The organism is Larkinella rosea, assembly GCF_003858635.1.
GTDB lineage: Bacteria > Bacteroidota > Bacteroidia > Cytophagales > Spirosomataceae > Larkinella > Larkinella rosea.
Genome location: NZ_RQJO01000007.1, coordinates 2,133,643 through 2,158,016, shown reverse-complemented (window position 1 = coordinate 2,158,016; position 24,374 = coordinate 2,133,643). Strand labels below are relative to the sequence as shown.

23 protein-coding genes and 2 pseudogenes are annotated in these 24,374 nt (G+C 44.8%); 13 read left to right on the top strand and 12 right to left on the bottom strand.

Going from position 1 to position 24,374, the window contains the following annotated elements; all coding sequences use genetic code 11:
• Positions 1 to 323 precede the first annotated feature (323 nt).
• A complete protein-coding gene (locus EHT25_RS08885) occupies positions 324 to 1,613 on the bottom strand; it encodes a coiled-coil domain-containing protein (protein WP_124873402.1) in 1,290 nt (429 codons plus the stop codon).
• Positions 1,614 to 1,991: 378 nt separating this feature from the next.
• On the opposite strand from EHT25_RS08885, the gene EHT25_RS08880 reads away from it, so the two are divergent.
• Together EHT25_RS08880 and EHT25_RS08875 are read left to right on the top strand one after the other, a co-directional pair.
• Complete coding sequence (locus EHT25_RS08880) at positions 1,992 to 2,420, top strand: hypothetical protein (RefSeq protein ID WP_124873400.1); 429 nt, start codon at positions 1,992 to 1,994, stop codon at positions 2,418 to 2,420.
• Positions 2,421 to 2,442: 22 nt separating this feature from the next.
• Entirely contained in the window at positions 2,443 to 3,789 is a 1,347-nt protein-coding gene (locus EHT25_RS08875; protein WP_124873398.1) for a PhoPQ-activated protein PqaA family protein, read from the top strand.
• Between the two features lie 212 nt (positions 3,790 to 4,001).
• Here EHT25_RS08875 and EHT25_RS08870 read toward each other — a convergent pair whose 3' ends face one another.
• A complete protein-coding gene (locus tag EHT25_RS08870; protein ID WP_124873396.1) occupies positions 4,002 to 6,593 on the bottom strand; it encodes a sialate O-acetylesterase in 2,592 nt (863 codons plus the stop codon).
• A gap of 1,196 nt (positions 6,594 to 7,789) precedes the next feature.
• Between EHT25_RS08870 and EHT25_RS08865 the strand changes: the two genes are divergently transcribed.
• Both EHT25_RS08865 and EHT25_RS32965 read left to right on the top strand, forming a co-directional pair.
• Positions 7,790 to 8,278 (top strand): S24/S26 family peptidase, encoded by a 489-nt coding sequence (locus EHT25_RS08865; RefSeq protein WP_124873394.1) that lies wholly within the window; start codon positions 7,790 to 7,792, stop codon positions 8,276 to 8,278.
• A 17-nt stretch (positions 8,279 to 8,295) separates the two neighbouring features.
• On the top strand, positions 8,296 to 8,553 hold the full coding sequence (locus EHT25_RS32965; RefSeq protein WP_124873392.1) for a hypothetical protein: 258 nt from the start codon (positions 8,296 to 8,298) through the stop codon (positions 8,551 to 8,553).
• Positions 8,554 to 9,614: 1,061 nt separating this feature from the next.
• Here EHT25_RS32965 and EHT25_RS08855 read toward each other — a convergent pair.
• Together EHT25_RS08855 and EHT25_RS08850 are read right to left on the bottom strand one after the other, a co-directional pair.
• Complete coding sequence (locus EHT25_RS08855; protein ID WP_124873390.1) at positions 9,615 to 10,394, bottom strand: ABC transporter permease; 780 nt, start codon at positions 10,392 to 10,394, stop codon at positions 9,615 to 9,617.
• Between the two features lie 8 nt (positions 10,395 to 10,402).
• Complete coding sequence (locus tag EHT25_RS08850) at positions 10,403 to 11,314, bottom strand: ABC transporter ATP-binding protein (protein ID WP_124873388.1); 912 nt, start codon at positions 11,312 to 11,314, stop codon at positions 10,403 to 10,405.
• A 205-nt stretch (positions 11,315 to 11,519) separates the two neighbouring features.
• Between EHT25_RS08850 and EHT25_RS08845 the strand changes: the two genes are divergently transcribed.
• Positions 11,520 to 12,554: a sensor histidine kinase gene (locus EHT25_RS08845; protein ID WP_124873386.1), complete on the top strand. Its 1,035-nt coding sequence runs from the start codon at positions 11,520 to 11,522 to the stop codon at positions 12,552 to 12,554.
• Between the two features lie 7 nt (positions 12,555 to 12,561).
• Positions 12,562 to 13,272 (top strand): LytR/AlgR family response regulator transcription factor, encoded by a 711-nt coding sequence (locus EHT25_RS08840; protein WP_124873384.1) that lies wholly within the window; start codon positions 12,562 to 12,564, stop codon positions 13,270 to 13,272.
• Positions 13,273 to 13,500: 228 nt separating this feature from the next.
• Here EHT25_RS08840 and EHT25_RS08835 read toward each other — a convergent pair whose 3' ends face one another.
• Positions 13,501 to 14,439 carry a tyrosine-type recombinase/integrase gene (locus tag EHT25_RS08835; protein WP_229311473.1) on the bottom strand — a complete coding sequence of 313 codons (939 nt, stop codon included), beginning with the start codon at positions 14,437 to 14,439 and terminating at the stop codon, positions 13,501 to 13,503.
• Between the two features lie 27 nt (positions 14,440 to 14,466).
• Positions 14,467 to 14,754: pseudogene (locus EHT25_RS33440) on the bottom strand (Arm DNA-binding domain-containing protein); the annotation flags it as partial.
• A gap of 329 nt (positions 14,755 to 15,083) precedes the next feature.
• Here EHT25_RS33440 and EHT25_RS08830 point away from each other — a divergent pair.
• The 3 genes and pseudogenes from EHT25_RS08830 to EHT25_RS08820 all read left to right on the top strand — a co-directional run bounded on the left by EHT25_RS08830 (position 15,084) and on the right by EHT25_RS08820 (position 17,611).
• Positions 15,084 to 15,566, top strand: coding sequence for a nuclear transport factor 2 family protein (locus EHT25_RS08830; RefSeq protein ID WP_185731310.1), 483 nt, complete (start codon positions 15,084 to 15,086; stop codon positions 15,564 to 15,566).
• 62 nt (positions 15,567 to 15,628) lie between these two features.
• Positions 15,629 to 15,904 (top strand): annotated as a pseudogene (locus EHT25_RS08825) (hypothetical protein); the annotation flags it as partial.
• 591 nt (positions 15,905 to 16,495) lie between these two features.
• Entirely contained in the window at positions 16,496 to 17,611 is a 1,116-nt protein-coding gene (locus EHT25_RS08820) for a hypothetical protein (protein WP_124873375.1), read from the top strand.
• Positions 17,612 to 17,670: 59 nt separating this feature from the next.
• Here the strand turns inward: EHT25_RS08820 and EHT25_RS08815 are convergent, their stop codons facing one another.
• The 4 genes from EHT25_RS08815 to EHT25_RS08805 form a co-directional block, all read right to left on the bottom strand.
• Positions 17,671 to 18,093 (bottom strand): BLUF domain-containing protein, encoded by a 423-nt coding sequence (locus EHT25_RS08815; protein ID WP_124873373.1) that lies wholly within the window; start codon positions 18,091 to 18,093, stop codon positions 17,671 to 17,673.
• Positions 18,094 to 18,358: 265 nt separating this feature from the next.
• On the bottom strand, positions 18,359 to 18,523 hold the full coding sequence (locus EHT25_RS32960) for a hypothetical protein (RefSeq protein ID WP_221622253.1): 165 nt from the start codon (positions 18,521 to 18,523) through the stop codon (positions 18,359 to 18,361).
• A gap of 39 nt (positions 18,524 to 18,562) precedes the next feature.
• Positions 18,563 to 19,671, bottom strand: a protein-coding gene (locus EHT25_RS08810) for an IS3 family transposase (RefSeq protein ID WP_229311472.1) whose coding sequence is annotated in 2 segments (ribosomal slippage) — positions 18,563 to 19,425 and positions 19,425 to 19,671 — 1,110 coding nt in all. Because the reading frame shifts where the segments join, the coding sequence is not laid out codon by codon here.
• 160 nt (positions 19,672 to 19,831) lie between these two features.
• Complete coding sequence (locus EHT25_RS08805; protein WP_124873369.1) at positions 19,832 to 20,077, bottom strand: hypothetical protein; 246 nt, start codon at positions 20,075 to 20,077, stop codon at positions 19,832 to 19,834.
• A 330-nt stretch (positions 20,078 to 20,407) separates the two neighbouring features.
• On the opposite strand from EHT25_RS08805, the gene EHT25_RS08800 reads away from it, so the two are divergent.
• Entirely contained in the window at positions 20,408 to 20,815 is a 408-nt protein-coding gene (locus EHT25_RS08800) for a response regulator (RefSeq protein WP_124873366.1), read from the top strand.
• Positions 20,816 to 20,929: 114 nt separating this feature from the next.
• On the opposite strand, the gene EHT25_RS08795 is transcribed toward EHT25_RS08800, so the two are convergent.
• The gene (locus tag EHT25_RS08795; protein WP_185731309.1) at positions 20,930 to 21,379 is read right to left on the bottom strand and encodes a CHRD domain-containing protein; all 450 of its coding nucleotides are present in this window, start codon (positions 21,377 to 21,379) and stop codon (positions 20,930 to 20,932) included.
• 169 nt (positions 21,380 to 21,548) lie between these two features.
• Between EHT25_RS08795 and EHT25_RS08790 the strand changes: the two genes are divergently transcribed.
• Together EHT25_RS08790 and EHT25_RS33305 are read left to right on the top strand one after the other, a co-directional pair.
• A complete protein-coding gene (locus EHT25_RS08790) occupies positions 21,549 to 22,040 on the top strand; it encodes a DNA/RNA non-specific endonuclease (protein ID WP_262707823.1) in 492 nt (163 codons plus the stop codon).
• Positions 21,997 to 22,290, top strand: coding sequence for a DNA/RNA non-specific endonuclease (locus EHT25_RS33305; RefSeq protein ID WP_262707818.1), 294 nt, complete (start codon positions 21,997 to 21,999; stop codon positions 22,288 to 22,290). The genes EHT25_RS08790 and EHT25_RS33305 overlap by 44 nt, the downstream gene beginning before the upstream one ends.
• A 247-nt stretch (positions 22,291 to 22,537) precedes the next feature.
• On the opposite strand, the gene EHT25_RS08785 is transcribed toward EHT25_RS33305, so the two are convergent.
• On the bottom strand, positions 22,538 to 23,380 hold the full coding sequence (locus EHT25_RS08785) for a hypothetical protein (RefSeq protein ID WP_124873362.1): 843 nt from the start codon (positions 23,378 to 23,380) through the stop codon (positions 22,538 to 22,540).
• A gap of 566 nt (positions 23,381 to 23,946) precedes the next feature.
• Here EHT25_RS08785 and EHT25_RS08780 point away from each other — a divergent pair.
• On the top strand, positions 23,947 to 24,213 hold the full coding sequence (locus EHT25_RS08780; RefSeq protein WP_221622252.1) for a hypothetical protein: 267 nt from the start codon (positions 23,947 to 23,949) through the stop codon (positions 24,211 to 24,213).
• The last annotated feature ends 161 nt before the right edge of the window (positions 24,214 to 24,374 follow it).

Genomic DNA, 24,374 nt, shown 5'->3' with positions numbered 1-24,374 from the left:
GGACGATGCCTATCCGGAACTGGGGTATGATTCTAAATCAGTTTTTAACTATTTTTGAAGAGAGGGTTAGGCTTTAAGCTTCGCCCAACCCCGATTAGAAAGTTTACACAGTTAATGCGATAGTCCCACCGAAATAGCTGAAACACTCAACCGTGATGGCTTCTTAATCTACACTGCAAGGAGTTCTACCCGATGCAGGTGCAGCGACTGCATAAGCTGGCCACTTCGCGTATACACCTGACTATAATTGCCTTCGCCCTGAATCGGACAACACGATCTCCCTGATTAAGTTTGGCCGGTTGGATCGTGTTGTCCGGTCATCATTAGCGATTCAATAAATTCTGGTGATAATTGATTTTTGATTGGGCACCATGTTCGGCCACATGAAAGCCGTTTTTATCGATATTGACAGAAACCAGCTTCTTGGTTTCAACGGCTTGTTGTACTGATTGCATTCTCTGATTCAAGCCCTGCAAGTCGTCACGAAGTCCGCTGACATCGAACACCGTCCCGCCAATATTACCACTCAACACATCGGCCGGTAGCCCAATCTGCATCGAGGCAATGGATGACCAATCGATCGGGTTCAGCAGCTTAGGGTATTCACTGGCCAGCTTTTCAAAGAATTTGGATCGGTTGACCAACTCCTCATTGGCGATTCCGCCCAGAGCATTATTCTGATCTACGGTCAAAACCCGTTCTCCTCGGGTCAACATAGCCGGTACGGTATCAATCCCGTTGGCATGATTTCCTTCCCAATCGACGTATTCGGTACCGGTGACATACCCGATTCGTTTCAGTTCCTCCTCGGCGGCAATAATGCCATCGATCAACCCGTTGATCCACCTACGCTGTAGCTCCTCCGTAGTCTTGAGTTCGGCCAATTCATTCTTTAACGCCGTGGCATCCTGACCTGCCCCTTCAGCCTCAGTAATCTGTTTCTCTTTGGCGACTATTTTTGCTTTTTGCTCATTATTAAGCTGCTCCCATTCCGCCTTCTTTTGCTTTCCGGCTTCAATCTGAGCCGCCAACTCCTCCGCCCGTTCCATTTTCTCAATAACCTCACTGCGACCACCGGTGCCATTGAGCGAATTAATTTGTTCCTCAATCTCGTTGATCGCATCATTGATTCGGTTCTTATTGATGAACCAGCGTTTACTGCGTAGCAGGGCCTGTTCCGCACGCATTTCGGCAATCATGGTCTGTTTCTTGATGTCCAATATCTCAAATTCCAGTTCAATCCTCAGTTTGGCATAGGATCGGTTCTCCGCTTTAATCTGCTCCGACGTCTCCTTGTCCTTCGCCGCAATCTGGTCTTTGAGGGCATTGATCACCGCGGCCGTTTCTTCCTGATTCTTTTTAATCAGATCCTGCGTCTCTTTGTCCTTGGCCGCCATCTGATCTTTCAACACGGCTACGGCATCGGCCGTCTCTTTTTCCAGCCCCTTGATTTTATCCGCTTCCTGCGCTTTGGCTTCCTGATTAGCCAGGCTGATCTCTTTGGTTTTATCACCGATGGCCTGCTGATATTCCGCATGCTTGTCCGCAATCAGTTTTTCAAACGCATTCAGGATCTGAGTCCGCTCATCGGCGGAGGAAGCGTAAATGAGCATCGTATTGATGAAAATGAATTAAATAAAATTATAAAAAGTGGTGTAAAACTTGATGAGGATCCTTAACAAACCACTAATGAAGCTAGGTTAGCTGCCGTCCTATATCAACGTATTAACCACTGGTTTGCTAGTGGTTACCATTATCATAATCTGCTCGGTTATAGCAATTCATTTGATGAAAAACTAAGACGTTTTTTAGAAACAGAAGTTGAACCGATCATTAAATACCTACAGGACAGTTTAGAGGAGGTTAATTTTACACTGTATCTGTTAGAAAAGTATAAAGCTCGAACAGAATGGTTCACTCGTCAAAACCTAGTAACGAAATACCAAACAGCAACGAAGAGTTACGAGGAAATTTTTGAAGATGACTTACGTTTGTTTTTATTCGATCAGGGAGTTGACTATCCTTTTTCAACCCCTAAATCATCATCAGGCCGAGCCTATATTATTGGTAATCTGGATACTAACGATCCATTAGTACTTGAGATTAAAGTATATGATACTGCGAAGGCTTATCGTAAAAACCGCATTATTGATGGATTTGGGCAGATAGTAAAGTACGCTAGCAACTACAATAAAGATGTAGGCTACCTAGTTGTCTTCAACTTAGATAATATAGAGATTAAAATTGTTACTAGTGAACCTAAGGAAAACGAAGCGTTTCCAAATAGAGTCATATTTAATGACAAAATCTATTTTATCATTTTTATTAACCTTAATTCTGACCAAACAGCCAGCAAGCAAGGCAAAATTAAAATTGAAGAAATTAGGGAGGGAGAGCTTTTCGATCAGGTAAAAGGTTAATAATGAGGCATTTATTATTTTAATGAAAAATTGTATCATAGGGTTTTTAGCATTGAGCATCATCTGGACCAGCGCATCCCCTCAGCCTTCGATTCAACCGGTTACACCAGCTGGGTCTCAGTCCCAACAGTCGATCTTACCTCAATTTGTCAACGCCCCTGATTCAACCTTCACCTGGACTTTGATAAAGCGGGTCGAATCCCCTCAGGGCACCTTCTTATCCCTATTCCTGCAATCCCAGACTTGGCGGACCATTCCCTGGAAGCATCGGTTGTACGTCTTTTCCCCCCCTGCTGTTTCTACCCAGACAGGATTTCTCACCTTACAGACGGACTTCGATACTAATCAGGCTCAAGCGGCACTTCAGCAACTTGCCATGGAAACCGGTGTGCCCTGCGCGATCCTATGCGACATTCCCAATCAACCTCTATTTGATGGAAAGGAGGAAGAAGAGTTGATCAATTACACCTTTGAACAATTCTTGGCAACCAAAGACGCCACCTGGCCGCTGCTTCTCCCCATGGTGAAAGCAACGGTTCGAGCAATGGATGTACTGCAAGCAGCCAGCCAACAACATCACCTGCCATTGCTCAAGCGATTTATGGTGGCGGGCCATTCCAAAAGGGGCCATACGGCCTGGCTAACGGCCGCTGTTGACAAACGTGTAGTCGGTCTCATCGCTCAGGGGTTCAATACCTTGAACTCAGCGGCTCAGATCCCGCATTATTTTGCCACCTATGGGGCGTTGGATCAATCAGCTTTGGCAGCTAAACACGTCATTGAACAAATCAATACCCCAGCGGGCCAGCAGCTCCTGAATATCGTGGATGCTTATACGTATCGTCAGCAGTTAACGATGCCCAAGCTGGTCATTGTCGGCACGAACGACGATTATACACCCGTCGACGCGTTGAATCTGTATTGGCCCGGTTTATCCGGAAGTAAGTCCGTGCTTTCCTTACCGAATACGGGACATGTAGGAGCCAATCACGATGCCCGGCTTTATCCGACGGCGTACGCTTTCATTGAGCGTGTTTCCCAGGGACAACCCATGCCGACCGTAGAAAGCACACTTGATCCAACACCGTTAGGGTTTCGGTTGGTGGTTACTACAAAAGATTCCGCGGTATCGGCTCGCGTTTGGATTGCTCATTCGCCAACGCGTGATTTCCGGAATGTCCAGTGGGAAATGAAACCAATTACACTGATGAATTCCACCACTGGCCAAAATCCTACCCGGCACCAGTATCAATTTGACTTAAAAAAAACGTCGTCTGAGAATCAGGCGATCATTGCCGAAGTTGAGTTTGCGGATTCAACACGGCGGTTTTGGCTGTCAACGATTCCGTATGTATTGAATGCACGATGATTTATTGCGAACTCTTGGCTTAGGGTAATGTAAAGATCTGTTTAGGGCAGGCCGTATAGACTGTGGATTATTAAAAAGAAGGTTTTGTAAGCAAGAAGAAGCCTCGAAATCCTCCAGCGCTGCTAAATATCGATTAAAAAATCCGACTGATATTAATCAAAATATATTGGTAAGATCTGCAATGTGCAGATCTTACCAATTCCTCCTGTATTTTAGGGATGTACGATTACTTTTTTCGACATAACCCTGTTGCTGGTTTTCACCGAAATAAGGAAGATGCCTCGTGCTTGTGAAGCCATATGAATTGCCTGCGAGTGGTTACCTTCTCCAAGAAAGGATCTTTCATGCCAGGTCTTTCCTTGGAGATCGGTTATGGAAAGGTTGGCTCGCTGGCCAGGCTCAACATAAAAGTTAACCTTGAAATGCCCTGTACTGGGATTCGGTGAAACGACTAACCCATTTTCTTGAATGGCTCCATCGATCCCAATTCGTCCACCGGGTTTTGAATATGCAAACGGCTTTTCGTAGACACTACTGCCATCTCCACTACAGTTGGTAGGATAAGCTCGTAAAGTGTAGTTTCCGGAAGGAACCGAAGACGGAATATCAAAAATCACTGTCGAACTGCTCGGGTTGACATTTGCCGAAGCCAGAATCGTACTGCCATTTTTGAGTTGCCAGGTCATAGAGGATGCACTACAGGAGCTAAATACGTACTGGCCTTTCATTTGACCACTGATCTGGCTGGCTGACATCAACGTGTAACCACAATTACAAACGGGTGGTGCGGCCGACTGAATGACCGTAACACTGGGCGTAGCTCCCCCTCCTGAACTTATTACCGTAGCGGTGCCGGAACGGGTGCTCCCCGTTGTGTTAGGCGAAACACTCAACGTAAATGTTCCATTGTTAATGCCACTGGATGGACTAACGGTTAGCCAGGATGAGTTACTGCTGACCGACCAATTGACATTGCTGGTTACAGTGATGATTTGAGAATTTGCATTGGCATCTGGCGACCAGGTAGTAGGACTTATGGTAAGGCCACCGGTGGAAGGCTTAGTATAGGCAAAGGGTTTTTCGTAGACACTGTTTCCGTCACCACTACAGTTCGTCGGAACCGCCCGCAAGGTATAATTGCCGGATGCCACCGTCGACGGAATAGAAAACGTAACTGTTGCACTGCTAGGAATGACATTGCCCGAAGCCAGTATGGTGCTGCCATTTTTGAGTTGCCAGGTCATGGCTGACACATTGCAGGAGCTGAATGTATATTGCCCTTGCATCTGACCGCTTACCTGACTGGCTGACATCAATGTGTAACCACAGTTACACAGAGGTGTGCTTCCCGTTACTGTCACCGTCGCTTCTCCACTTATTAAACTGGTGCAATTGTTAATCGTACACCGTGCCGAATACGTGGAGGTAGTTGCCGGGCTTACATTTAGGCTGGTGCCTGTACTCCCATTAGACCAGGTGATTGTTCCGCCGACGCAGCCTGAAGCGGTTAGTGTTTGGGTTTGTCCGGCTGATATACTGCTGGATATGGGTGAAATTGTGGGGGCAGCCGGAAGCGTTGTACAACAGACCGTTCGACCGAAGGCCGGAATAGGCGTGCTTCCATTTAAGAACCCACCAGCCGTTAATTTGCTAAACCAGGCATCCGCTAATTCAACTAAACCCGTTTGATTAAAATGCGTACCATCGACACGATTATTTAACAAATCAGTATTGGGCCCAAGCCAGTTGTTAGCCTCACCAGCCACGGTGCTTTGCGCATTTGTTATTGCTGCATTGGGTGACACCCCATTGCTTTTACTAGCCTGAGAAATGACCCAGGGTAAATTGATTGTTACGCCCATATCCGCTTTGGAATGAACCCGCGATTGAGAAATTAAATTTCGCAACTTCGATTCATAAACGCTCTGAGCCGTATTAAGAGCACCATCAAATTCACCCTGATGCCATAAAACGGCACGAGCGCCATTGTATTTGCGGTCTGCAAACAAGGTTTTTAAATTGTAATAGGGATACGTTTCAATGGTGCTGATCGAATTTTGCCATAACCGGCAGACTTTCGTTCCGTTAGCTCCAGTAGACCAGTCATCAATGGTAGTCCCTGACCAACCTGCCTGATAGATAGCAATCGGAACATTCCAGGTCTGTACTAATTTTTCTGCTAACCTTCTCCAGTGAGCAACATAGGTGGAATTTGGGTCGGAACCATCAGCTCCTGCCGGGAATAATGTTGTGTTATTGGGATTGGTAATGCAAGCCGGATAAGGCGCATTTAAGTGGACTTGTGTAAAATCTTTATTGTTTTCAAACCGGATCCAATTGGCTAAACTGGCCTCTAAAGTGGCTGGAATCGGAACATCTCCTTTACCTGTCGTATTAGACTGCCCGGCCACATAAAAAACTTCACCAACACCCAGACGGCGATAATCGGTTTGTATTTGATTATTATCCTGGCGTCTTATTTTGATTCGGTACATCCCGTCGCCTACATTCACAATCACCCTTTTATACACCCCCCCAACACCAGGATACGGATCGCAGGAATAGGATGTCCAATTCTGAATAATGGTAGTGGATGTAAGTGCCAGATTCGTATACTTCTCAACAAGAACCTGCACTTGTGATAATCCGGCATCATTAAAAGTGAATCCAATTTCTAATCCCGCTCCCTGGCCAACCCCACAGCGCTGAAAGATGGTGCCGTCCTGGCCCGGTAATGTAATTGATTGTCCAAAGTTGGCGATACTTACAAAAAGTAAGTAGATAACTAATAGAGACTTTTTCATATACTTTTTTTAACGTTGAAAGTGAGATAGTTTTTCAAAGGTGAGCCAGTTACATCAGGTAATTAATCTTGCTGAATCCGATGATGATTACTTGGAAACTTTGCGACCCTTTTAGAAATGTCCAATGCAATTATCAGACAAACAGAATTTAGGCGATTAGTAGGGGGTGGGCGTACGACGAACGATGCCATAAGAAGTAATAAAAAAATGTGGATGTAAAAAGGGCACTTTTATTAGAGAGAAAAGTGCTTAGTTGATTGTATGAAAATATGTATTTTACTCAAAAGCCCTTCCCCGATTGGGTCTACTTGAGATTAGTCTAAAAAAAGAAGCTCCCCTTCCAAATCTTGTAATTTTTAAAGTTAAATAGTTCTCAACCAACTAGTTGTTGGCATTACACTGAGATATATTGCATAAGAGAGACCGCGTTGTTTATTGCCCAGCGGCTTTTCTGTATTTGATCTGATTCCAGGCGAAGTGTTGCAGTATCTGCTAATAATAATTCGAAGGTAGGCCGATTGAATGAAATTGATTTTTCAGGTTCGATATTAAACTGTAGGAAATGCGACTTCATGATTTTCTCAAATTCTTTCAAAAGGCCACTGTGTATGGAGGGAAAAGTGTTAATAACACGGTTTTCAATTTTAGAAAGTCTTACTCTTTCCGATCTATATAAATTCCATCCTGTAATTAATTTACAAGCGCCGTAGAATAGGGACAACGAAGGATAAAACGTGAAGGATGGGATTTAGCCGCTGAGCATATTCAGAACGACCAGCCATGGAACAAGCAACTGTGGCCAACCTGCCGCTGCCTTTTGACAAAGCAATAACTAACCTATGGAGCCGGAATTTATCATCGTCTTTGGGCCCGGCGCCCAGTACCTGGCTCATGAGCAACGGGATGTAGAATCCTATATCATTTAGGTTCGTACCAGTCTGGAAAAATACCGATTCGTTGTCTCCAGTGAATGCTTTTCAATACCCTGACTAATACACTTACCCAGCAGGAAGCTGAGGAGGTTCGTCAGCAGGTCTTGTTGGCAAATTCCGATCAGGCTTCACTTTAAAGCAAAATGCCACATTTAAAACGGGTTAAGGCTAGTCAAAAAACTTAAAAAGATATTCGTGTAACATTATTGCTCGAACTGCTTTTTTGTGTAGTTTATGGAAGTAAACCAGTAAACAACAACCCAGATGGAAAACGCAGAAAACCAATCTCCCAGATTGTCAAATGCCAAGCTAATTGGCCAGGTCCAACCAGAACATTTTGCCGATATTCCTTTTGTAAGCCCTGATATCCTTCCGGAATTCATCAAGCAGGGTATCAAAGTCGTTGAATACTCGTATCCCTATTTTCTGGGCATGGTTAACCCGGTAACCGTTACCAATCGGCACATTATTTTTGAAGCCATCGACGATACCATGAAACCAGCAATCAGACAGGGTGATAAAGTATTAGGCTACATCCTTACCAACGACGACTTAGATTCCATGAAGGAAGGGATGTATATTTTCATTGTTAATGATCAGCTCGTGATGCGCAGGATCCGGGAGAATACGCTAAAGTCAAACGGAACCCTTCTCTTATACACGGATGATGCGGAAGCCGCTCCAATTGTCGCTACGTTGGAAAATACGACCGCTATCTGGCAAGCTCAGGGAAGTATGTCTTCGGTCAATTAACCACCTTAGTTAATCAGATGAAATCACGCTTTACGCTTTTGTTTCTGCTCGTCTGGACACTTGCCTTTGGGCAAGTCCCTTCTACCTACCAGCCACAGAAACAGAAGCGTAAAGCAAAAGCCGTCCCGACCGTATTAATCTGCCAGAGCCGGTCTGCATATGCCTATCACCAGTATGAATGTCACGGGCTGGCCAGATGCCGCAGTCCGATTGCCCGTGTAACAGTAGCGCAGGCCCGAAGTATGGGTTACGTTCCTTGTAAAAACTGTTACTAAATTTAAGTCCGATATTACCTCCTTAACCCAATTAACATCTTAATCCAAGCGATAAGAGTTGCTTGGACTGTTGGTACCTATCTCAAACTAATTGTGGACACGGGCCACACTATACGGTGAAGGAGAAAACAGGGCACAACAATTAAGTGTAGCTGAAACTGAATTAAACCAGAAATGTCCCCAAAGCGGTAAATACCTTTCTGATTAGTTTTTCACTCATTGGGTTTTCAATAATAGAGTACCAAGAAAGGAGCGTTTAATAAAAATCGAGTGATCCCCTAAAAAGCGTTATCTGAATAGCTTTAGCTCTAAAATGAAAATGCCAGAAGGTCGTTTTGCCTATGACACACCTTGTAGGCAAAACATTACCTTATGAAACCCGCTTCCTTTTTAATCCTTATCGCTTCAATAAGCGGACTGCTGGCTTGCAAAGATTGTGAATGCAATTGTGAGCCTAAGTATGAGTATGACCCCACTAACCCAAAGTACATTTGCAAAGCCCCAGAGGTCGCTAAAAACCTGATCGGATCGTGGAAATATGAAACCAATATTGATTCAGCATCCAGAATCCGAACCGGGTATATAACATTCGACTCCACCAATCGGGTACTTGATCCTGATTCTTTGTTTGAAAATACCCTCGATGGAGCAAGCCTCCGGCCGGTCATTGCCAAAGAATACCGGATAAATTCGAATCAGTTAGAAGTAAATTTATATGTTAATTACCCCCGTGATGGGAAAAGAGTCGGCCAAGGTTGGCGATTTGTAATAAAACAAAATGAGTGCTCCCGAATTCGTTTAGAACTTCCACCTCCAACTAATGATCGATTCTATCTTACTCTTACACGCTGAGTTAATTCGGCCTCTAATAAGCTGGGTCGGGGTATAACAAGCAGAAATACATTTTTTGTTTCCTGAAAAGCCCGATTGAAGAAGCAGACATATTAAGGCCCCATCGTCTCAATTGGGAGCGTTTTTTGAGATGGTGATCCGACAAGACCTTGGCCGTGAAAAGTGTCCAATTAAATCGTAGCGACCAGCACCAACAGCAGGATTAACGATTACTCAACATCTCGGCCATAGGTGGCCAGAAATCCTCCCATAGCGATGACAACAAACGTACCTAATCCGGCCCACATGTAACCGTTGACCCAGCCAGCTTCATACCCCTGATCCCGGATGGAAAAATAAACCCAGAGATAGGGCGATACGTAGCTATACGCCCAGGATTTAATCACTAACCCAATCAGACTAACGAACACGCCAAAAGCCGCCGGAACAATGAAATTTCGAAATCGGAAACTTAAGTAAAACTGAATGGCTGTCATGCCTAATCCGATCAGAAACGTTTTCCATATGTTTCGTACCAGCATCCAACCGTCAGTTGAGGGATTTATGTCTAGTCCTGGTCTGAGCCAGTTTAGCAGCCAACCCGCCACTTCTCCAAAGACAATCAGGGCTAGTGAGCTAAGCAGCAATAGGCCGACAAAAAAGAAAAGCTTACTGGAGTAGATGCTCCATTTGGGAATTGGTAAACTGTAGATATGCTTCCAGGCATTAGCCTGATGTTCAAGCGCACTCACCAGCGCGGACTGCAAACTAATGTACATGGGCAACATCAGCATCGTCCACATGACCATCAGGTGAAAGGCAAAAAGCTGCCAGGCTGTATGCTCGTGTTTTTGCTGAAGGATACTTTCCCCATGAAAATAATACGCGGCAAAATCTAAGGAAGCCGTTAAAAGGGGAACCCCGACTGAAAGCCAAAGAATCATTGTACGGTGTGTTTTGAGCTGTTCAACGCGCAGTCCTCGGGCGAAATAGGTAAAGTCAGCTGTCATGATTGGGTTTAGTTCGTATGGTTGGTTAAGCTCAAAAATAAATCCTCCAGCGTGTCTGCTTGTGGGTGTATCCTGTACACCTCAAATCCCTGCTGGACAAGTAGTTGATTGATTTGAGCTGTTTGCGATGGCCCTTCAACAGATAGTAGTATCTGGTTAGAATTGATCGGCTGGACGGCATAGTTAGCTCTACTAAGCAAAGCTATGGCTCGCTCGGGATCTGCCGTTTGCAAAATCAGTCGAGTTGCTTGCATTTGCTGCAATTGACCAGGATTTCCTTGAAACAGGACACGGCCCTGATGAATGATGGCCAGATGAGTGGCCATCTTTTCGATTTCGCTCAACAGATGGGAGGACAAAAAAATGGTTTTGCTGAGGTCCTTGTTCAGCCGGATGAGCAGGTCACGAATGTCACGGATACCAGCCGGATCGAGGCCATTGGTCGGTTCATCTAAGATCAACAGGTCTGGATCACTCAGTAAAGTCATCGCCAGGCTTAATCGCTGTTTCATGCCCAGCGAATATTCCCGCACGCTTCGATGGGCATCGGACGTTAGCTGAACGATTTCCAGCACCTCGTCAATGCGTTTTTTAGCTACCTGGAGGAGTTGGCGGGTGAGGTCTAGATTTGCATAACCCGACAGGTGGGGATACAGCGATGGGGATTCAATTAAAGCCCCAATCTGTCGGAGAATGAATAGCCGGTGCGTTTTGATGGACTCTCCGAACATAAAGATGTTGTTTTCCCGAGAGCGAATCAGACCCAGCAAGAGCCGGATCGTGGTCGTCTTTCCAGAGCCATTCGGCCCCAAAAATCCGAAAATACTGGCTGCCGGAACGTCTAACGACACCCCGCTGAGCACGGGACGCTCGCCAAATGAGTAAGTTAGTTGCTTGGTCTGAATGATGGCTGTCGACATGGTTTCGCTTTGTTTCGATTCAAAACAACCACCTCACCGCCAACCAAAAAAAAGAAATAGACCGATAGGGCAAACACATCGACAAACGCATAACTGGCTTCGCTTTAAAAATTCGTCGGCAAAAAAAGCCTGTTGAGCGATGAATTGGAACGTTCCGGGTTAAACGTATCCATCGCTATCGAATAATCACTAAACTCGTGGTCAAATGGCAACTCTTTTTCCCAACGACCGTTTCAAAGGGCTACTCCGTTATGGCCTACCCATGCTTCATGGCCTGGGCTGGCTGCTTTACGTCGGTATGGTGGTCTACGTCGTAATACCACGGGTCAGTTTGCCTTTTTTTATGGGGTATCAAGGCAGTTACCTCCTGAGTCAGGCCGTTGCCTTTTATGTTGCCTACCTCTACACCGTACCCCGATTACTGGCCCGGCAGAAATTCATCCTCTTTTGGATCTTTACGCTATTTCTGCTGATCGGCTTGTCGGTAATCACGGTTCTTTTTTACAATTGGATGAGTCTCCATACGTCAGGTAGTGAATTTCAAGCCAATCCCATCACCTTCCAAAAACGAACGCCGGTTCGGTTTTTAGGATTAATTATCGTAACGGGTCTAGCCCTGCTTAGTCGATTGGGTACGGATTGGGTCACGTATCGGCAGCAGCAGACGGAGCGGGAAAAAGAGTTCGTTCAAATCGAACTGGACCTATTGAGGGCTCAACTCAATCCGCATTTTTTGCTCAATACCCTCAATAGCCTGTATGCCCTGTCGTTGAAACAGTCACCCCAAACGCCAGAGGTGATCATGAAGCTCTCCTTGTTGATGCGTTATTTACTCTACGAAACAGCTGACAACCTAGCCCCTTTAAGCAACGAGTTAGAAGCAATTCAACATTACATCGATTTGCAGGAATTGCGGTTATCGGCCCCTGGAGCCATCCAATTTACCCACACCGGCCCCGTTGAAACGACCCAGATTGTCCCCTTTCTACTGTTACCGCTAGTCGAAAATATGGTTAAACATGGCCGACTGCCGATGATTATTCAAGTGGTTGTCACGGATCATCGGTTGACCTTTCACACTCGAAATGGCCTGCGCGATCATTCGGCTCTTGATTCGATAGGCGGCATTGGTTTGGCTAATTTGCGCAGACGCCTTCATTTACTTTACCCGTCTCAGCATCAGCTGGTTAGTTCGACCGAAAAGGGCTTTTTTCAACTCGAGTTAACTCTTACCTGGTAAGCACCCTATGATACGATGCATCGCTGTTGATGACGAAGCGCTGGCGCTGGAAGTCATCCAGAATTATATCGAGAAATTGCCGGATTTTCAGCTAATTCGGAATTGCCAAAGTGCGCTGAGCGCTCTTCAGCTACTAACTCAAACGTCGGTCGATCTGATGTTTTTAGACATCAATATGCCGGATCTGACGGGGCTTCAATTGGTACGCACGTTGAAAGACCCGCCGTTGGTGATTCTGACGACGGCTTATTCGCAACATGCACTGGAAGGCTTCGAACTGGATGTCGTCGATTATTTGATAAAACCCATTCCCTTTGACCGCTTCGTGAAGGCGGTTCAGAAAGCGCAACTGCGGCTGCTAACTGCCGAATCGATGTCCAATAAAGGGCTTGAAGCGCCGGTGCTGGACGAGTCGGAATTCATTTTTATTAAAACGGAATACAAAACTGTTCGTATCGACATAAAGGAGATTGTTTACCTGGAAGGCAAGAAAGATTACGTGCAGATTCACACCAACCAGACCCGGTTCATGACCTTACTCCCCTTAAGTCGATTAATGGAAAAGTTACCGGCTCGTCAGTTTGTTCGGGTGCATCGCTCCTTTGTAGTCGCAGTAAATCGAATTGATAGCATTGAGCGCAATCGAATCCACATTGGACAAGTTCTGATTCCCATTGGTGAGCTATACCGGGACGAATTGATGAAACGAATTGGCTAAGCTAGGTCGGGATTAGTGACATTTGGGAGTAATGTGCTACGAATGATAATGTTTCGTAAAACGCCCGTTTTCCAAGGACAGTAGTCCATCCTGCTACATAGTCATCCTCGGCATAATTCAACAGTCTCAACCGGGTCGCCGGAGCGATTGCCATCTCCTGAATCTACGTTCCATTTTCAGTGACACAGATGAGTTTGTATCCCAAACTCAAGTAGAGAAAACTTTACGTTATAAATTATCAAAAGCTTCATCAATCAACTCATTCTCAAACGACGCCAAATACGTCTGCGTAATGCTTTCCGTCTGGTGGCCCATCGCCTCACTGATCACCGCAGTCGCTACTCCGGCATGCTTTAACGCCGTCGCAAACGAGTGTCTGGCCACATAGGTTGTCAGCACGACATCGATTTTGGCCATCTTCGCCAATTCCTTCAGATCCTTATTCATCTGCCCTAGCTTCTTATGAATCCGGTTTTTAATTTGTAAAGGCGTGACATGTACACCTCTTTCCAGAATTGGAAAAACATATTCGTCAGCACCTGCCCCCGTAAAAGGCCGATAATAATCCAGAATCGCTTTGGCGGGCTCCGATAATTTGAAGTTGAACAAATGCCCGGTCTTTTGGCGCTCGTATGTTAAGCGCCCACCCTGAACATTTTTGTGAGTCAGGTTGGCCAGATCGATGAAGTTGATACCGGCGCCGTAGTAACTGAATAAAAACAGATGTTTTGCCAGCAGTAGGCGAGGAGTAGATACCTCCAGTGCGGCAATGGCTGCAATATCGGCTTTACTAATGGCCCGCTTCCGGGTCCGTAAGTCAAACTGGCTAATTTTGAATTCCTTAAAAGGGTAATGTTTTTCAGCTACCAATCGGCGCTTGATTGCCTGGTTATAAACCTGGCGTAGGGTCCTGAAATAAACTGCCATGGAAATTTCGGCCAGTCCCCGTTCGGCCAGATGGACCCGGAAATCATCCAAGTAGGCCGGTGTCAGATCGGTAAACAGTAAATTCTCCGGACTGCGGTTTTCGGCCTTTTCAAAGGTCAATAACGCACCACGCAAAGTACTGATCGTCGAGGCTGAACCGAGCCGTTTTTCACGGGTAAAACGCTCGATGACCTCTTCGACAAATGAAAAGACTTTAACCTTCCGGATAATCTTGGCCACCTGAGAAGCAACCGTTGTGGCGGAAAAGGGTGTATCTTCCTGGCTGAGGTCTTTGGCAGCCTTTGCGTATTTTGATTCCCAAACCCGAATCGTTTCTTTGATTCGGTTTCGATCCGGGTGTCCGCGCCGGGGTTCGTTCTTTTCCTCATCCCAATATTTTAATTGGCAACTCTCTCCAATTGAGATATATTTACGCTTACGGTCTTTGGTAATTCGCAGCATCAACGGATGTGATCCGTCGGCCAGCGTCTTCGATTTATACAGGATCACACGGACACCCGCATCACTATCTTTATGATCAGTGGTTTTGCCCATTGATTAATTCCGGTTTACACAAATCTATATAAATAACCAGAACTAACCAACAGTAACCACTAGTAAGAATGTCGTAAATACGCTGATTTTGAATATATTGGATGGTATTGAATTTTAACGAATAGGAAAAGGTCAATGACTTTTAATCACTGGGTCGACAGTTCGAACCTGTCCGGGGTCACTTGGAAATCAAGCAGTTATGTGTGAAATCATAGCTGCTTTTTTTGTTGGTTTAAACATTGGTTATTAACAACTCTGCTATAAACTCGATCCATAAATAGCCTTGTTAAATTCCCGTACTTCTTTTCCTCCATTAAACCATGATGGCTATGCTTTCCAATAACCGCACCGGAGATATTTTACAGAAATACTGCCTTTGGTTTTTACTGGTCGTGCTCTTGACTATACCCTTGCCAGGCCGTGGTCAAGTGAATAAGGAAGAAGATCAAGTGAAAAAAGTAGTTGTCGATGCTTTTCAGGCAATTGCCGATCTCGACTTGCCCAAACTAAGAGCCTATTGCCAAACGGATTTCAGCCTGCTTGAAGACGGACAAGTGTGGACCATTGATACGTTGGAGAATCGCTTGAAGCCCAATCAGGGCAGTGGTATGAAACGGGTAAATACCATTGATTTTATCAAGGTCACGGTTAAAGGACCGGTGGCGTGGGTGAGCTATCACAATACCGCCGATATTTCAAGAGCTGGAAAACAACGGCAGGTTCGCTGGCTTGAAAGTGCCGTGTTGGAGAAAACGAATGCAGAATGGAAATTAGCATTGCTTCATTCTACGGTTCTAAATCTAAAGAAGTAAAGCCATCCAATCTGAATAATCGTTGAGCTTCAGCAAGTGTCGAATACCTACAAAATCACGGCAGACTCAATATGGATGATGGTGAAAAAATCGATCTGGACGCCTTGCTGGAGGAAATGAAACGGGGTCAGGAGCACACCCTTGCATTCCTGCGCGAACGAGGCCACGAATTGGACTTAATAGAATGGTTACGGGTGCCAGAATATGCAGAAAAGTATGGCATTACTCCCCAAGTTGTGGAAGACTGGATTTCGGCGGGCGTAATACCCACCAACTGCGTTGACGCCATACCAATTAAACACGGCATTCGGATAATTATTGATCGGCCGTATCAGTAATATTTTCTCAAATACCTAGGGCGACGTCCCGACAAAACCGACAAAAGTATATTATCGGTGGTTCGGGGCGTTAATATCAACGCCCCGAACCATTAGCAAGTCATAAAGGAATGGCTAATCAAGACAATTCAGAAATGGGAGACAGTCAGAGTTGGTTGTTTACTCGAAACGAAGCAAATCGCTGGTCATGGCACCTGTCAATCGATGGCAAATACGCGAAAAGCTCTGAAACTGACTTTGAAACAGAGCAGGAATGCAAAGCCAATGCAATTAAGAACGGCATGACAGATTTTCCATACCTACCCACGGCAATAGTATCATAAACAGCATATAGGTATGGATTCCACCTCACCACATGCTTCAGCATACCCAGAAACAAGCTGAAGAAAAAAAGAAGATTTTTTTAGAGCTTCATTTCATGCATTTTCTACATACTTTGATTTTCCACTGTGCATGAGTGTATTGCTACCGAAATAGATAAGGGTTTTACTGATGGAGCGACTCCTCAAACCAATAGACAATTTTCGTTTCATTAAATTATATTAACCAAGTTTCATAAATTTCCAAGACGTTCTCCTAACTCTACTTTCGATGCGTGTTTTTACTTATTATCTCTACTTTCTAATATTATCATTCGTATTTCCTCTAAAAAGCAAAGCTCAGAATTATTTAAATGCGCTAACTTATCGATTTGATCAATCAAGTATAAATCCTGCATTGATCAGTCCAAAAGCAAGGATTTCGGTGCGGGCTTCCCATAGTTTTATCGGTACGAACATTCCGATGCCAATACTGTCATCCTTCCTTGTAGCTCCTTTTCCCCATACGATTCATTCAAAGGTTAGTATACAGGCCTGTTTGCGCAAGCTCAAACTGGACTTAACAGTCGGTCGGGGATTTGATTTTGTATCGACCCAGGTTTACAACGATGAACTTCCCCAACCTCAGCGCTACTTATATGATTACAGGTCCTTGCAAAGATTAATTGGTCTAACCGGCGGCTTGTCCATCCCTATTTGGAGCAGGAACAAAACCGAAGTAATTGGAGGCTTCCAGTTTAGCTATGGACATAGCTCTAATCACTATTTATCCAGGGTTTTGGGGTTTTACCCTGAAATTATTGGGTATCATAACGTTTCTTTCTATGTCCATCTTTATAGCAGTTCGGATCCTTATTTACGTGCTATCCGTAACAATTTCAATGGTGGCATTGGATTAGCTATCCGAAACCCTCACTTTACAGTGGGCATTGCTTACTTGGATATACTAAAAAACACATTCCCCATTGTGCCCTTTCTTACGATCCATCAACTACCTTATGATGTTGGCAACGATGTTTTGAAGGAGATTACATTTCCCAAACGTTTTACCGCTTATGCGGAAGGGCATATTTCTCTTGGCCAACAATTTATAGTAAGCCCCGGCGTCTACTTCCGCTCATTTTCTCAAAAGATTCAGGACCACTCGGATGTTACCTCCTTAACCGATGTAAACCTGGATGTGCGGTATAAAGGCTGGCTAAGGGGTGGTTTTGGCATTTGGAGCCTAAACGGTGAACAGCAATTAAAGAATGCTCTGGTAGAGTTAAGCCTGGGCAAACGATTGCAAGTAGGCTATTCACAAATATGGGGAGAGGTTTACAAAAATAAGATTCACCAAGGCTCTATTCGGTATTTAGTGGGTGCATTGGTCGAAACGAACCGGTAACCCATTACCTCCCATTCACAAACAACTCGTTTTATGAACTACTTTTTAGGATAGGTTCCTTAGTTGCGGGAGTTTGTCATGTAAAAGAGTTGGATGAGCCGCAGGACGATGCTGTCCTCACTTTTACTCCCTAAAGGCTGCCCGCCTTTTCCGATGCGTAGGCTCGTCAAGTCTTTCAATTCAGTCGCTGACAAGGTCCTGTAACCCATCGACCAATCGCCGAAGGAGCGTTTGGCAATGGCTTTGCTGTATAAAGGCGTTACATTCAGATGGCGGGTATCCTGACAAATTGTTGCATACAATGCTTTCACTTTTTCTTTCGGTCCCTCCAGGGCTTGAATAATACTGCCGTTGAAGTATAGTAAAATACCGGTGATCCCTCGCTCATTATTGTTCTTTCGGCTTAAGTGCAGGATGGCAGTTAACTCCTCGTTGGAGAGTAATGCTTTTGAAGAACTCAGATAGACAATGCAATAGTCCATTGATAAAAAATGATGAATTCAACCGAATAGAACAAAAAAGATGCCGGTTCAGTCAGAACACGAAGAAAGCTAGTAAATAGCCAGGTAGACCTCCCAAAAACAAACCCGGCTAAACGGTAGCCGGGTTGTTCCCCTAACAGTATTATCTATCCGCAAACTTCGCCTTATTTAAAGAAACGGCCTGTCATGTTTGGGGCATTCATCATCATATTTGAGGCATTTTGAAAAGAAGCCCCACTTGATGCATTGAAAGCTTGTCTTCCTTTCAGTTCAGGCAATGTTTGTATTTATGAAACTCCAGGATCAGAAGGTTGCCATGAAAAATGGCTTGCGCTTCCTGAATTTCCTTAAACTCTTCCTCTGTCTCAACGGCATAAGGGTCTTGTATTTCCCGGTAGTCAGCGACCTCTTTGGAAATCCAGCAGGTCATCTCCGGATAAATTATTTGTATGTGTAAGTACCCCTAATTTCAGACAGTAACAATTAGAGTTTCTTCATTTTCAATCACCCTGTTTTTCCACTCTTCGGGCGTGAGATTACCCAGTGACTCATGGGGCCTTCTTAGGTTATATTCCTCCATCCAATCACTAGTCAGTTGTCGGACCTGATCAAGTTCAAAAAATAAATAGGCATCCAAAATAGCTTCTCGATACAGTCGATTGAAGCGCTCAACATAGCCATTTTGCATCGGTTTGCCTGGCTGGATATACTGAATCTCAATCGTCTCACCCTTACACCAAAGCTCAAAATCACCCGAAGTAAATTCTGGGCCATTGTCAGTTCGAATTGTCTTGGGCTTTCCCCGCTCTTTAATCACCCGTTCCAAAGTTCGGATGATCCTTTTGGCGGAAAGAGACGTGTCGATCTCAATCGCCAGAACCTCCCGCGTACAGTCGTCGATGACATTGAACGTCCGGAATTTGCGGTTGCCCACCATCGTATCGCTCATGAAATCCATGCTCCAGCTACTATTAATGACTGTTTGCTGTTGCAGCGGATGCTTCACGCGAGTTGGCAGCCTGCGTTTACCCCTGCGTTTTCTGTTCAGCTTGAGCAGTTTGTAAATCCTATACACCTTTTTATGATTCCAAGTCTGGCCAGATCTTCGAATGTAGGCGAACAGTTTCCGGAACCCATACGAAGGATGGGCAAAAGCCAAGTCTTGCAACACCTCAATCACTGCGGTGTCGTCCTTTTTAGTACTGTAATAGAATTGCGAACGCGGTAAAGAAACTAGCTGACAGGCCCTGCTCACGGGAATAGCTTGTTCAAGAACAATCTCTTCGGCTAATTGCCTTTTAGTGGCAGGGCCCAGCCTTTTTTTGTGAATAGATCCTTCAGGATTTGATTGTCCATCGCCAGATCGGCATACATCTTCTTCAGTCGAGCGTTCTCTTCTTCGAGATCTTTCAGACGTTTAACATCGGAGGCTTCCATACCGCCATACTTGCTTTTCCAGTTGTAAAAGGTGGCTTCGGAAATGCCATGTTCACGGCAAATTTCCTTGGTGGGGATGCCATTCTCCTGCTGCTTGAGGATCTTGACAATTTGGGATTCGGTGAATCGCGTCTTTTTCATAGGAATCAGTTTAAAATTAGCATTTTTCTCTAATTCTAAACTGTCCGAATTTCAGGGATACTTACATATGGCCAGCATTGTTTGTTACTTTGATTCCTGTTCTATAATAACCCGGATATGAAGGCGTTGCGGGTTCTTCCAATCACCTCCGGCCAGTTCTTTAAAGCTCGGATACCCAATCCGGGTCGGTTAAACTTTTCTCCATCATCACCCGCGCCTTCAGGTAGTTATCATTTTGGATATCTCCGCCCGCCATCTCTTCCAGAATAGCGAGGAGTGGTTTATAATCCGCCCGATTTAACGCGATACACCCAAGGTTGTACTCGACGCCCTGCCGCTGGTCACGACCGACTTCGGGAAGAATGGGACGCTGGGCCACCACGAGGCATTTGCTAAACGGCCCCATGATTTCAAGCAGTGCGTTGTACTTGATCTCTTTGTCATTGAATTTTTACCCCGCACCTGCTTGATCTGCGAGTCATTCATTGGCTTAAAGATTTTTGTGGAGAGGATCATGGCTAAGCGGCTGATGCAACGGTATTTTACATCGATACCAAATCAAATCTTGTCAAATCTTGATCACACATATCACCCATTCCGCAACCGGTCAATTAAAACATGCAGCGGCTGCTACCGGAAAATAAATCAGCCTGAACAACTGAATGCCAACATCGTTCTTACCGATAACCCCTGATAGGCGAAAGGACACTGGATAGTTTATTGAGAGGAGCAAAGGGTGGAAGAGAAGATACACAGGAAACCAAGAATACTGATTGTTGATGATGATGCTACTTATCGCCAACTGGTAACGCTTCAATTAACGAAAGCCGGTTACGAGGTATTGCTGGCCAGAGATGGTCAGGAAGCCATTAATTGGCTCCGCTCCGAGCAACGGCCCGATCTCATTTTGCTGGACCTGCTGATGCCCCGATTAAGTGGTTTGGACGTGATGGCTCTTCTCAGGACGTCGACTTGGAAAATACCTGTTATTTTGATTTCCGGTGCCGATTGGCTCATTGCCCGGCAGGGAACCAATGAAGCTCAGCCTGACGCTTTTTTATTAAAGCCTTTTTCAATGCAGGAATTATTGGGAAAAATAGAATCTATGATATATTTCTTTCCCAAAACAGACCTGGTCGACTAGCGAATGGATCAACTGGGGTGAAATGTTCAAAATGATCCGATTTGCCGCCCTTCTGTTTCTATTGTTCATTCCCGTTAGATGGCAGAAAGCCAACCAACCAGCTTCAGATGCAGTCTATTGTTTTATGACCTCTCCTCGAATTTCACCGGCCGGGTAAGTTACCGTGTGCAGATCAACATAGTAAAAACCGGCAACCAGACTGTCAACCTGAGCCTGCCTCAGCGGAAATGAGGTTCCTGTAATACTACCCGATGTGTTACTCCCCGTTGGAATAATGATATCAACCAGGCCCGTACCATTTACCCCCGAAGCCTGGTGCAGGTGAGCCACTACGGATGTGGCCGATAAATTTGAGTAGGAAAGGGAGTAGTCTAACACTTTTGTTGTCAGATCCAGTTTACCCGTAAACATACCAGTCGCCGACGTAATGATTGCTAATGGCTTTACCGAATTGCCATCGAGTGTAGCTTTCAGAGTGACTATGGAATCAAGGTGATCCTGGCAAGCTAGCAGGAGAAGCCCTAAGGCAAGTAGAGGGGAGAGAACCGTTCTTTTGAGGATCATAGAGGATCGAGTTTGAACATTCATGGAAAATCCTAACTAGTGCAAATTAATATTTTGTCTTTTAAATAGATGAACGAAGATAATTATATTTTTTGTCTTAAACGCAGTACAAACAACGGCTATTTGATATAAATAGTTGCTGACACTTTTTGACATTTATTATTTGAACGTGCTCAATGCTTCGAATCGTCATTTACCTGTTTTCTTCTGTTTTATTGCTCTTCGCTCCCTTCGCCTGCCGAAAGACGGACCAACCCGAACCGGATTCATCCGTACCTACCCGCGATGCCAACTTAGCCCTGGGAAACCCCAGCAATGCGGGGTCAACCAAGAAAATAGTTACCTCATCGAGCGGCCCGCTTATTCGCTCAGCTACAACCGCAGCACCGGTATTGCCAACTGGTGTTCGTGGCATCTGTCGAAAGCCTGGAAAGGATCAGCCAAACGATACAACGGCATATTCATACCGGATCGGACGCTACCGACGGGCTGGTATCAAGTCAGACACGATGGTTATTCCCTGAGCGGGTTTGAACGTGGCCACCGTAGCGAAGGCCCGGCTCTGCCCGTCGGACAATCGGGATTCCACCGCCGAGGAAAACCGGACCACTTTCTTCATGACCAACATCGTGCCACAGGCTCCCAGGCTCAACCGGGGTAGCTGGAACCAGTTGGAAGGCTACACCCGGAAATTGATAGAGGGCGGCAACGAAGCGTATATTCTTGCCGTCTGGGTACCCAACACGACCGGAGAACAGTCCTGGAGTAGCTACCGGGTCAGTGTGGATGAGATCGAAAGCAAAACCGGTTATGACCTGCTGGCCAATGTGCCTGATGCGGTTGAGTTGGTGATTGAAAAGCAGGCGGATAAGGTAATGGTGCTGGCGGTGGAGGGGTATCCGGTTTGGTGAGGGTTTATGTATAAACTCCCAGTTTCAAAACTCGTAAATAGCGGTAATTTCTATACGTTGATTGTTGGAATGAGTTTCTTTATTGAATAAGACAAATACTGACAATCAGCGAACTACTAAAGGGGCCGTTTTGTAGAAATTCAATCGCTCGTTTTATGGATACGAAACAGAAGCAACAATTCAATGCCATGTTGGTTGCATTGACGAAGATTGCAAAGGGCTATCACCCCTCCAACAGATTAAAACCCTACTTGCAGGTGATACTGTAATCAATGACTCGAATGGAATTTCTAGAACGGTTCTCACCCTTCTCATTATAACTATAATCTAGTATTATTTGACGCGTTACCTGACCGTTTCCGTCGAACAAATATCGTGATTCGAATTCCCGATAGCCCTTCGACTTGTCAATTCCCCAATACGTCGTTTCTCGGATTAGAAGGTTTTTACTCGCTTTGCCATTTGCTCCAAATCTTGAAGGAAGATTTGGCTTGGATAAATCATACTCATAAAGAGTGGTCTCTATAAAGTCGTATCCAGGTCGAGTGATCTTAAGTTTGACTATGTTTCCATTTTCAACGGTATACTCATCTACGCCATCATCATACATTCTCCAATCTGATAGCGATTGATACGGATAGGTGGTTTTCACGAGAAAGCCTTCGGTATTGTACTCATGTTTATAATCATTGTTGGAAATAATAGTACCCTGTTCGTTGAGTGGTAAAGGTATTTTAAATTCAGAAGTACCTCCTGGAAGGAAGGTTCGATATTTATTGAGCTGATTGGGTAAGTATTCGTAGCGATCTGTATAGAAATTTATCAAAGAATTTTCTACCGGTGCAGACGTAAACTTACTGATTCGGCCCTGATCATCATATTCATAGAAGTAATGTCCATATACCCCAATATTAACTTTATTACCATCGATATCAATACTCTCCGGTCCAAAGGAATTATTACTTTGGAGAACTTCTTCCACAACTTTACAGCGTTGTGTGGAGTCTGGGGGCAAGTGATCTTGGACCGAGCAGGAGCCGAAAAAAAGCAGTAAAGCAGTGGGGATAGTAAATTGGATAAATCGATTCATCCTGATCATTTTTAAGGTTGTATAGATTCCTCAATGAAATGGGCAATAGCCTAAATTTAGTCCTAATTTGCCCTATCTATCAACCAGCAAGAGGTGAATTGATGAAAAATTGGTCTGAATTGTCGAAATAAAAAGGATAGATTCGGTATTTCAACCAGATCATGAGAAAGCTCTGGCGTTAGATCAATATTGGACGTTGCAGTTTTCAATCTGTAACGTCAAGTCCAACAAACCTCCAAATACCAGTTACTTTTTTAGCCACTCTCTCCACGTTTTAGGACGTTTTACCGAGTAGCTATAGCAGAGTGCTAATAGAACATTCAATGTGATTCCAATGATCCAGCCCGCTCGACGACCATGGGCATGGGTTGCAAAGATTCCCATGAAAATTGTCCATCCCCAAGTAAGTACCATCACAATGATTAGAAGCGAATTTCTAACTTTTATCATATAGGAAATCGATTAAATTCTATTGAGGTGGTTCATTCACTTCTTTAATCGAAACTAAATTACCCCTTTTAGGACATGAATAATCAAAATTAATGCAGAAAACCTTCGATATGGAAATGAAACCGCTCAATACATCCAACCGCTGGACTATTCGTTTTGGGACGCTGAGGATTGATAAATATGGCACAAAGGGCCTGAAGTACCGGATTGAACATTACTACCATTCGCTCGGAGTCGTGACGGTATACGACGAAAAGAACTATTGTAAAATCGATACCTGCCACAATGGTATCTGGTTCATGGAAACCCGTAACGACAACCCTACCGACCGACAGATTGCTCATTTCTGCCGTAAACTTTTACTCAAAGCACAATCCAATTAACGTCCAGTTTTTAACCTCACAACCACTCGTTTTATGGACTCGAATAATTGACAACCAAAGTCGTGATTTCTATAAAAATTTCAGCGTATGTAGATGTGGTCTGAGATGGTCCAGGTTTGACGAACAGCTAAGTTAAGCAACTCAACTGTCCGTCAAACCTG

Excerpts from the sequence above, each read along its gene's own strand:
- EHT25_RS08885 (WP_124873402.1), bottom strand. The coding sequence starts at position 1,613 with ATGCTCATTTACGCTTCCTCCGCCGATGAGCGGACTCAGATCCTGAAT.
- EHT25_RS08875 (WP_124873398.1), top strand. The coding sequence starts at position 2,443 with ATGAAAAATTGTATCATAGGGTTTTTAGCATTGAGCATCATCTGGACC.
- EHT25_RS08870 (WP_124873396.1), bottom strand. The coding sequence starts at position 6,593 with ATGAAAAAGTCTCTATTAGTTATCTACTTACTTTTTGTAAGTATCGCC.
- EHT25_RS08865 (WP_124873394.1), top strand. The coding sequence starts at position 7,790 with ATGGAAAACGCAGAAAACCAATCTCCCAGATTGTCAAATGCCAAGCTA.
- EHT25_RS32965 (WP_124873392.1), top strand. The coding sequence starts at position 8,296 with ATGAAATCACGCTTTACGCTTTTGTTTCTGCTCGTCTGGACACTTGCC.
- EHT25_RS08855 (WP_124873390.1), bottom strand. The coding sequence starts at position 10,394 with ATGACAGCTGACTTTACCTATTTCGCCCGAGGACTGCGCGTTGAACAG.
- EHT25_RS08850 (WP_124873388.1), bottom strand. The coding sequence starts at position 11,314 with ATGTCGACAGCCATCATTCAGACCAAGCAACTAACTTACTCATTTGGC.
- EHT25_RS08845 (WP_124873386.1), top strand. The coding sequence starts at position 11,520 with ATGGCAACTCTTTTTCCCAACGACCGTTTCAAAGGGCTACTCCGTTAT.
- EHT25_RS08840 (WP_124873384.1), top strand. The coding sequence starts at position 12,562 with ATGATACGATGCATCGCTGTTGATGACGAAGCGCTGGCGCTGGAAGTC.
- EHT25_RS08830 (WP_185731310.1), top strand. The coding sequence starts at position 15,084 with ATGCTTTCCAATAACCGCACCGGAGATATTTTACAGAAATACTGCCTT.
- EHT25_RS08820 (WP_124873375.1), top strand. The coding sequence starts at position 16,496 with ATGCGTGTTTTTACTTATTATCTCTACTTTCTAATATTATCATTCGTA.
- EHT25_RS08815 (WP_124873373.1), bottom strand. The coding sequence starts at position 18,093 with ATGGACTATTGCATTGTCTATCTGAGTTCTTCAAAAGCATTACTCTCC.
- EHT25_RS32960 (WP_221622253.1), bottom strand. The coding sequence starts at position 18,523 with ATGACCTGCTGGATTTCCAAAGAGGTCGCTGACTACCGGGAAATACAA.
- EHT25_RS08805 (WP_124873369.1), bottom strand. The coding sequence starts at position 20,077 with ATGGGGCCGTTTAGCAAATGCCTCGTGGTGGCCCAGCGTCCCATTCTT.
- EHT25_RS08795 (WP_185731309.1), bottom strand. The coding sequence starts at position 21,379 with ATGATCCTCAAAAGAACGGTTCTCTCCCCTCTACTTGCCTTAGGGCTT.
- EHT25_RS33305 (WP_262707818.1), top strand. The coding sequence starts at position 21,997 with ATGACCAACATCGTGCCACAGGCTCCCAGGCTCAACCGGGGTAGCTGG.
- EHT25_RS08785 (WP_124873362.1), bottom strand. The coding sequence starts at position 23,380 with ATGAATCGATTTATCCAATTTACTATCCCCACTGCTTTACTGCTTTTT.
- EHT25_RS08780 (WP_221622252.1), top strand. The coding sequence starts at position 23,947 with ATGAAACCGCTCAATACATCCAACCGCTGGACTATTCGTTTTGGGACG.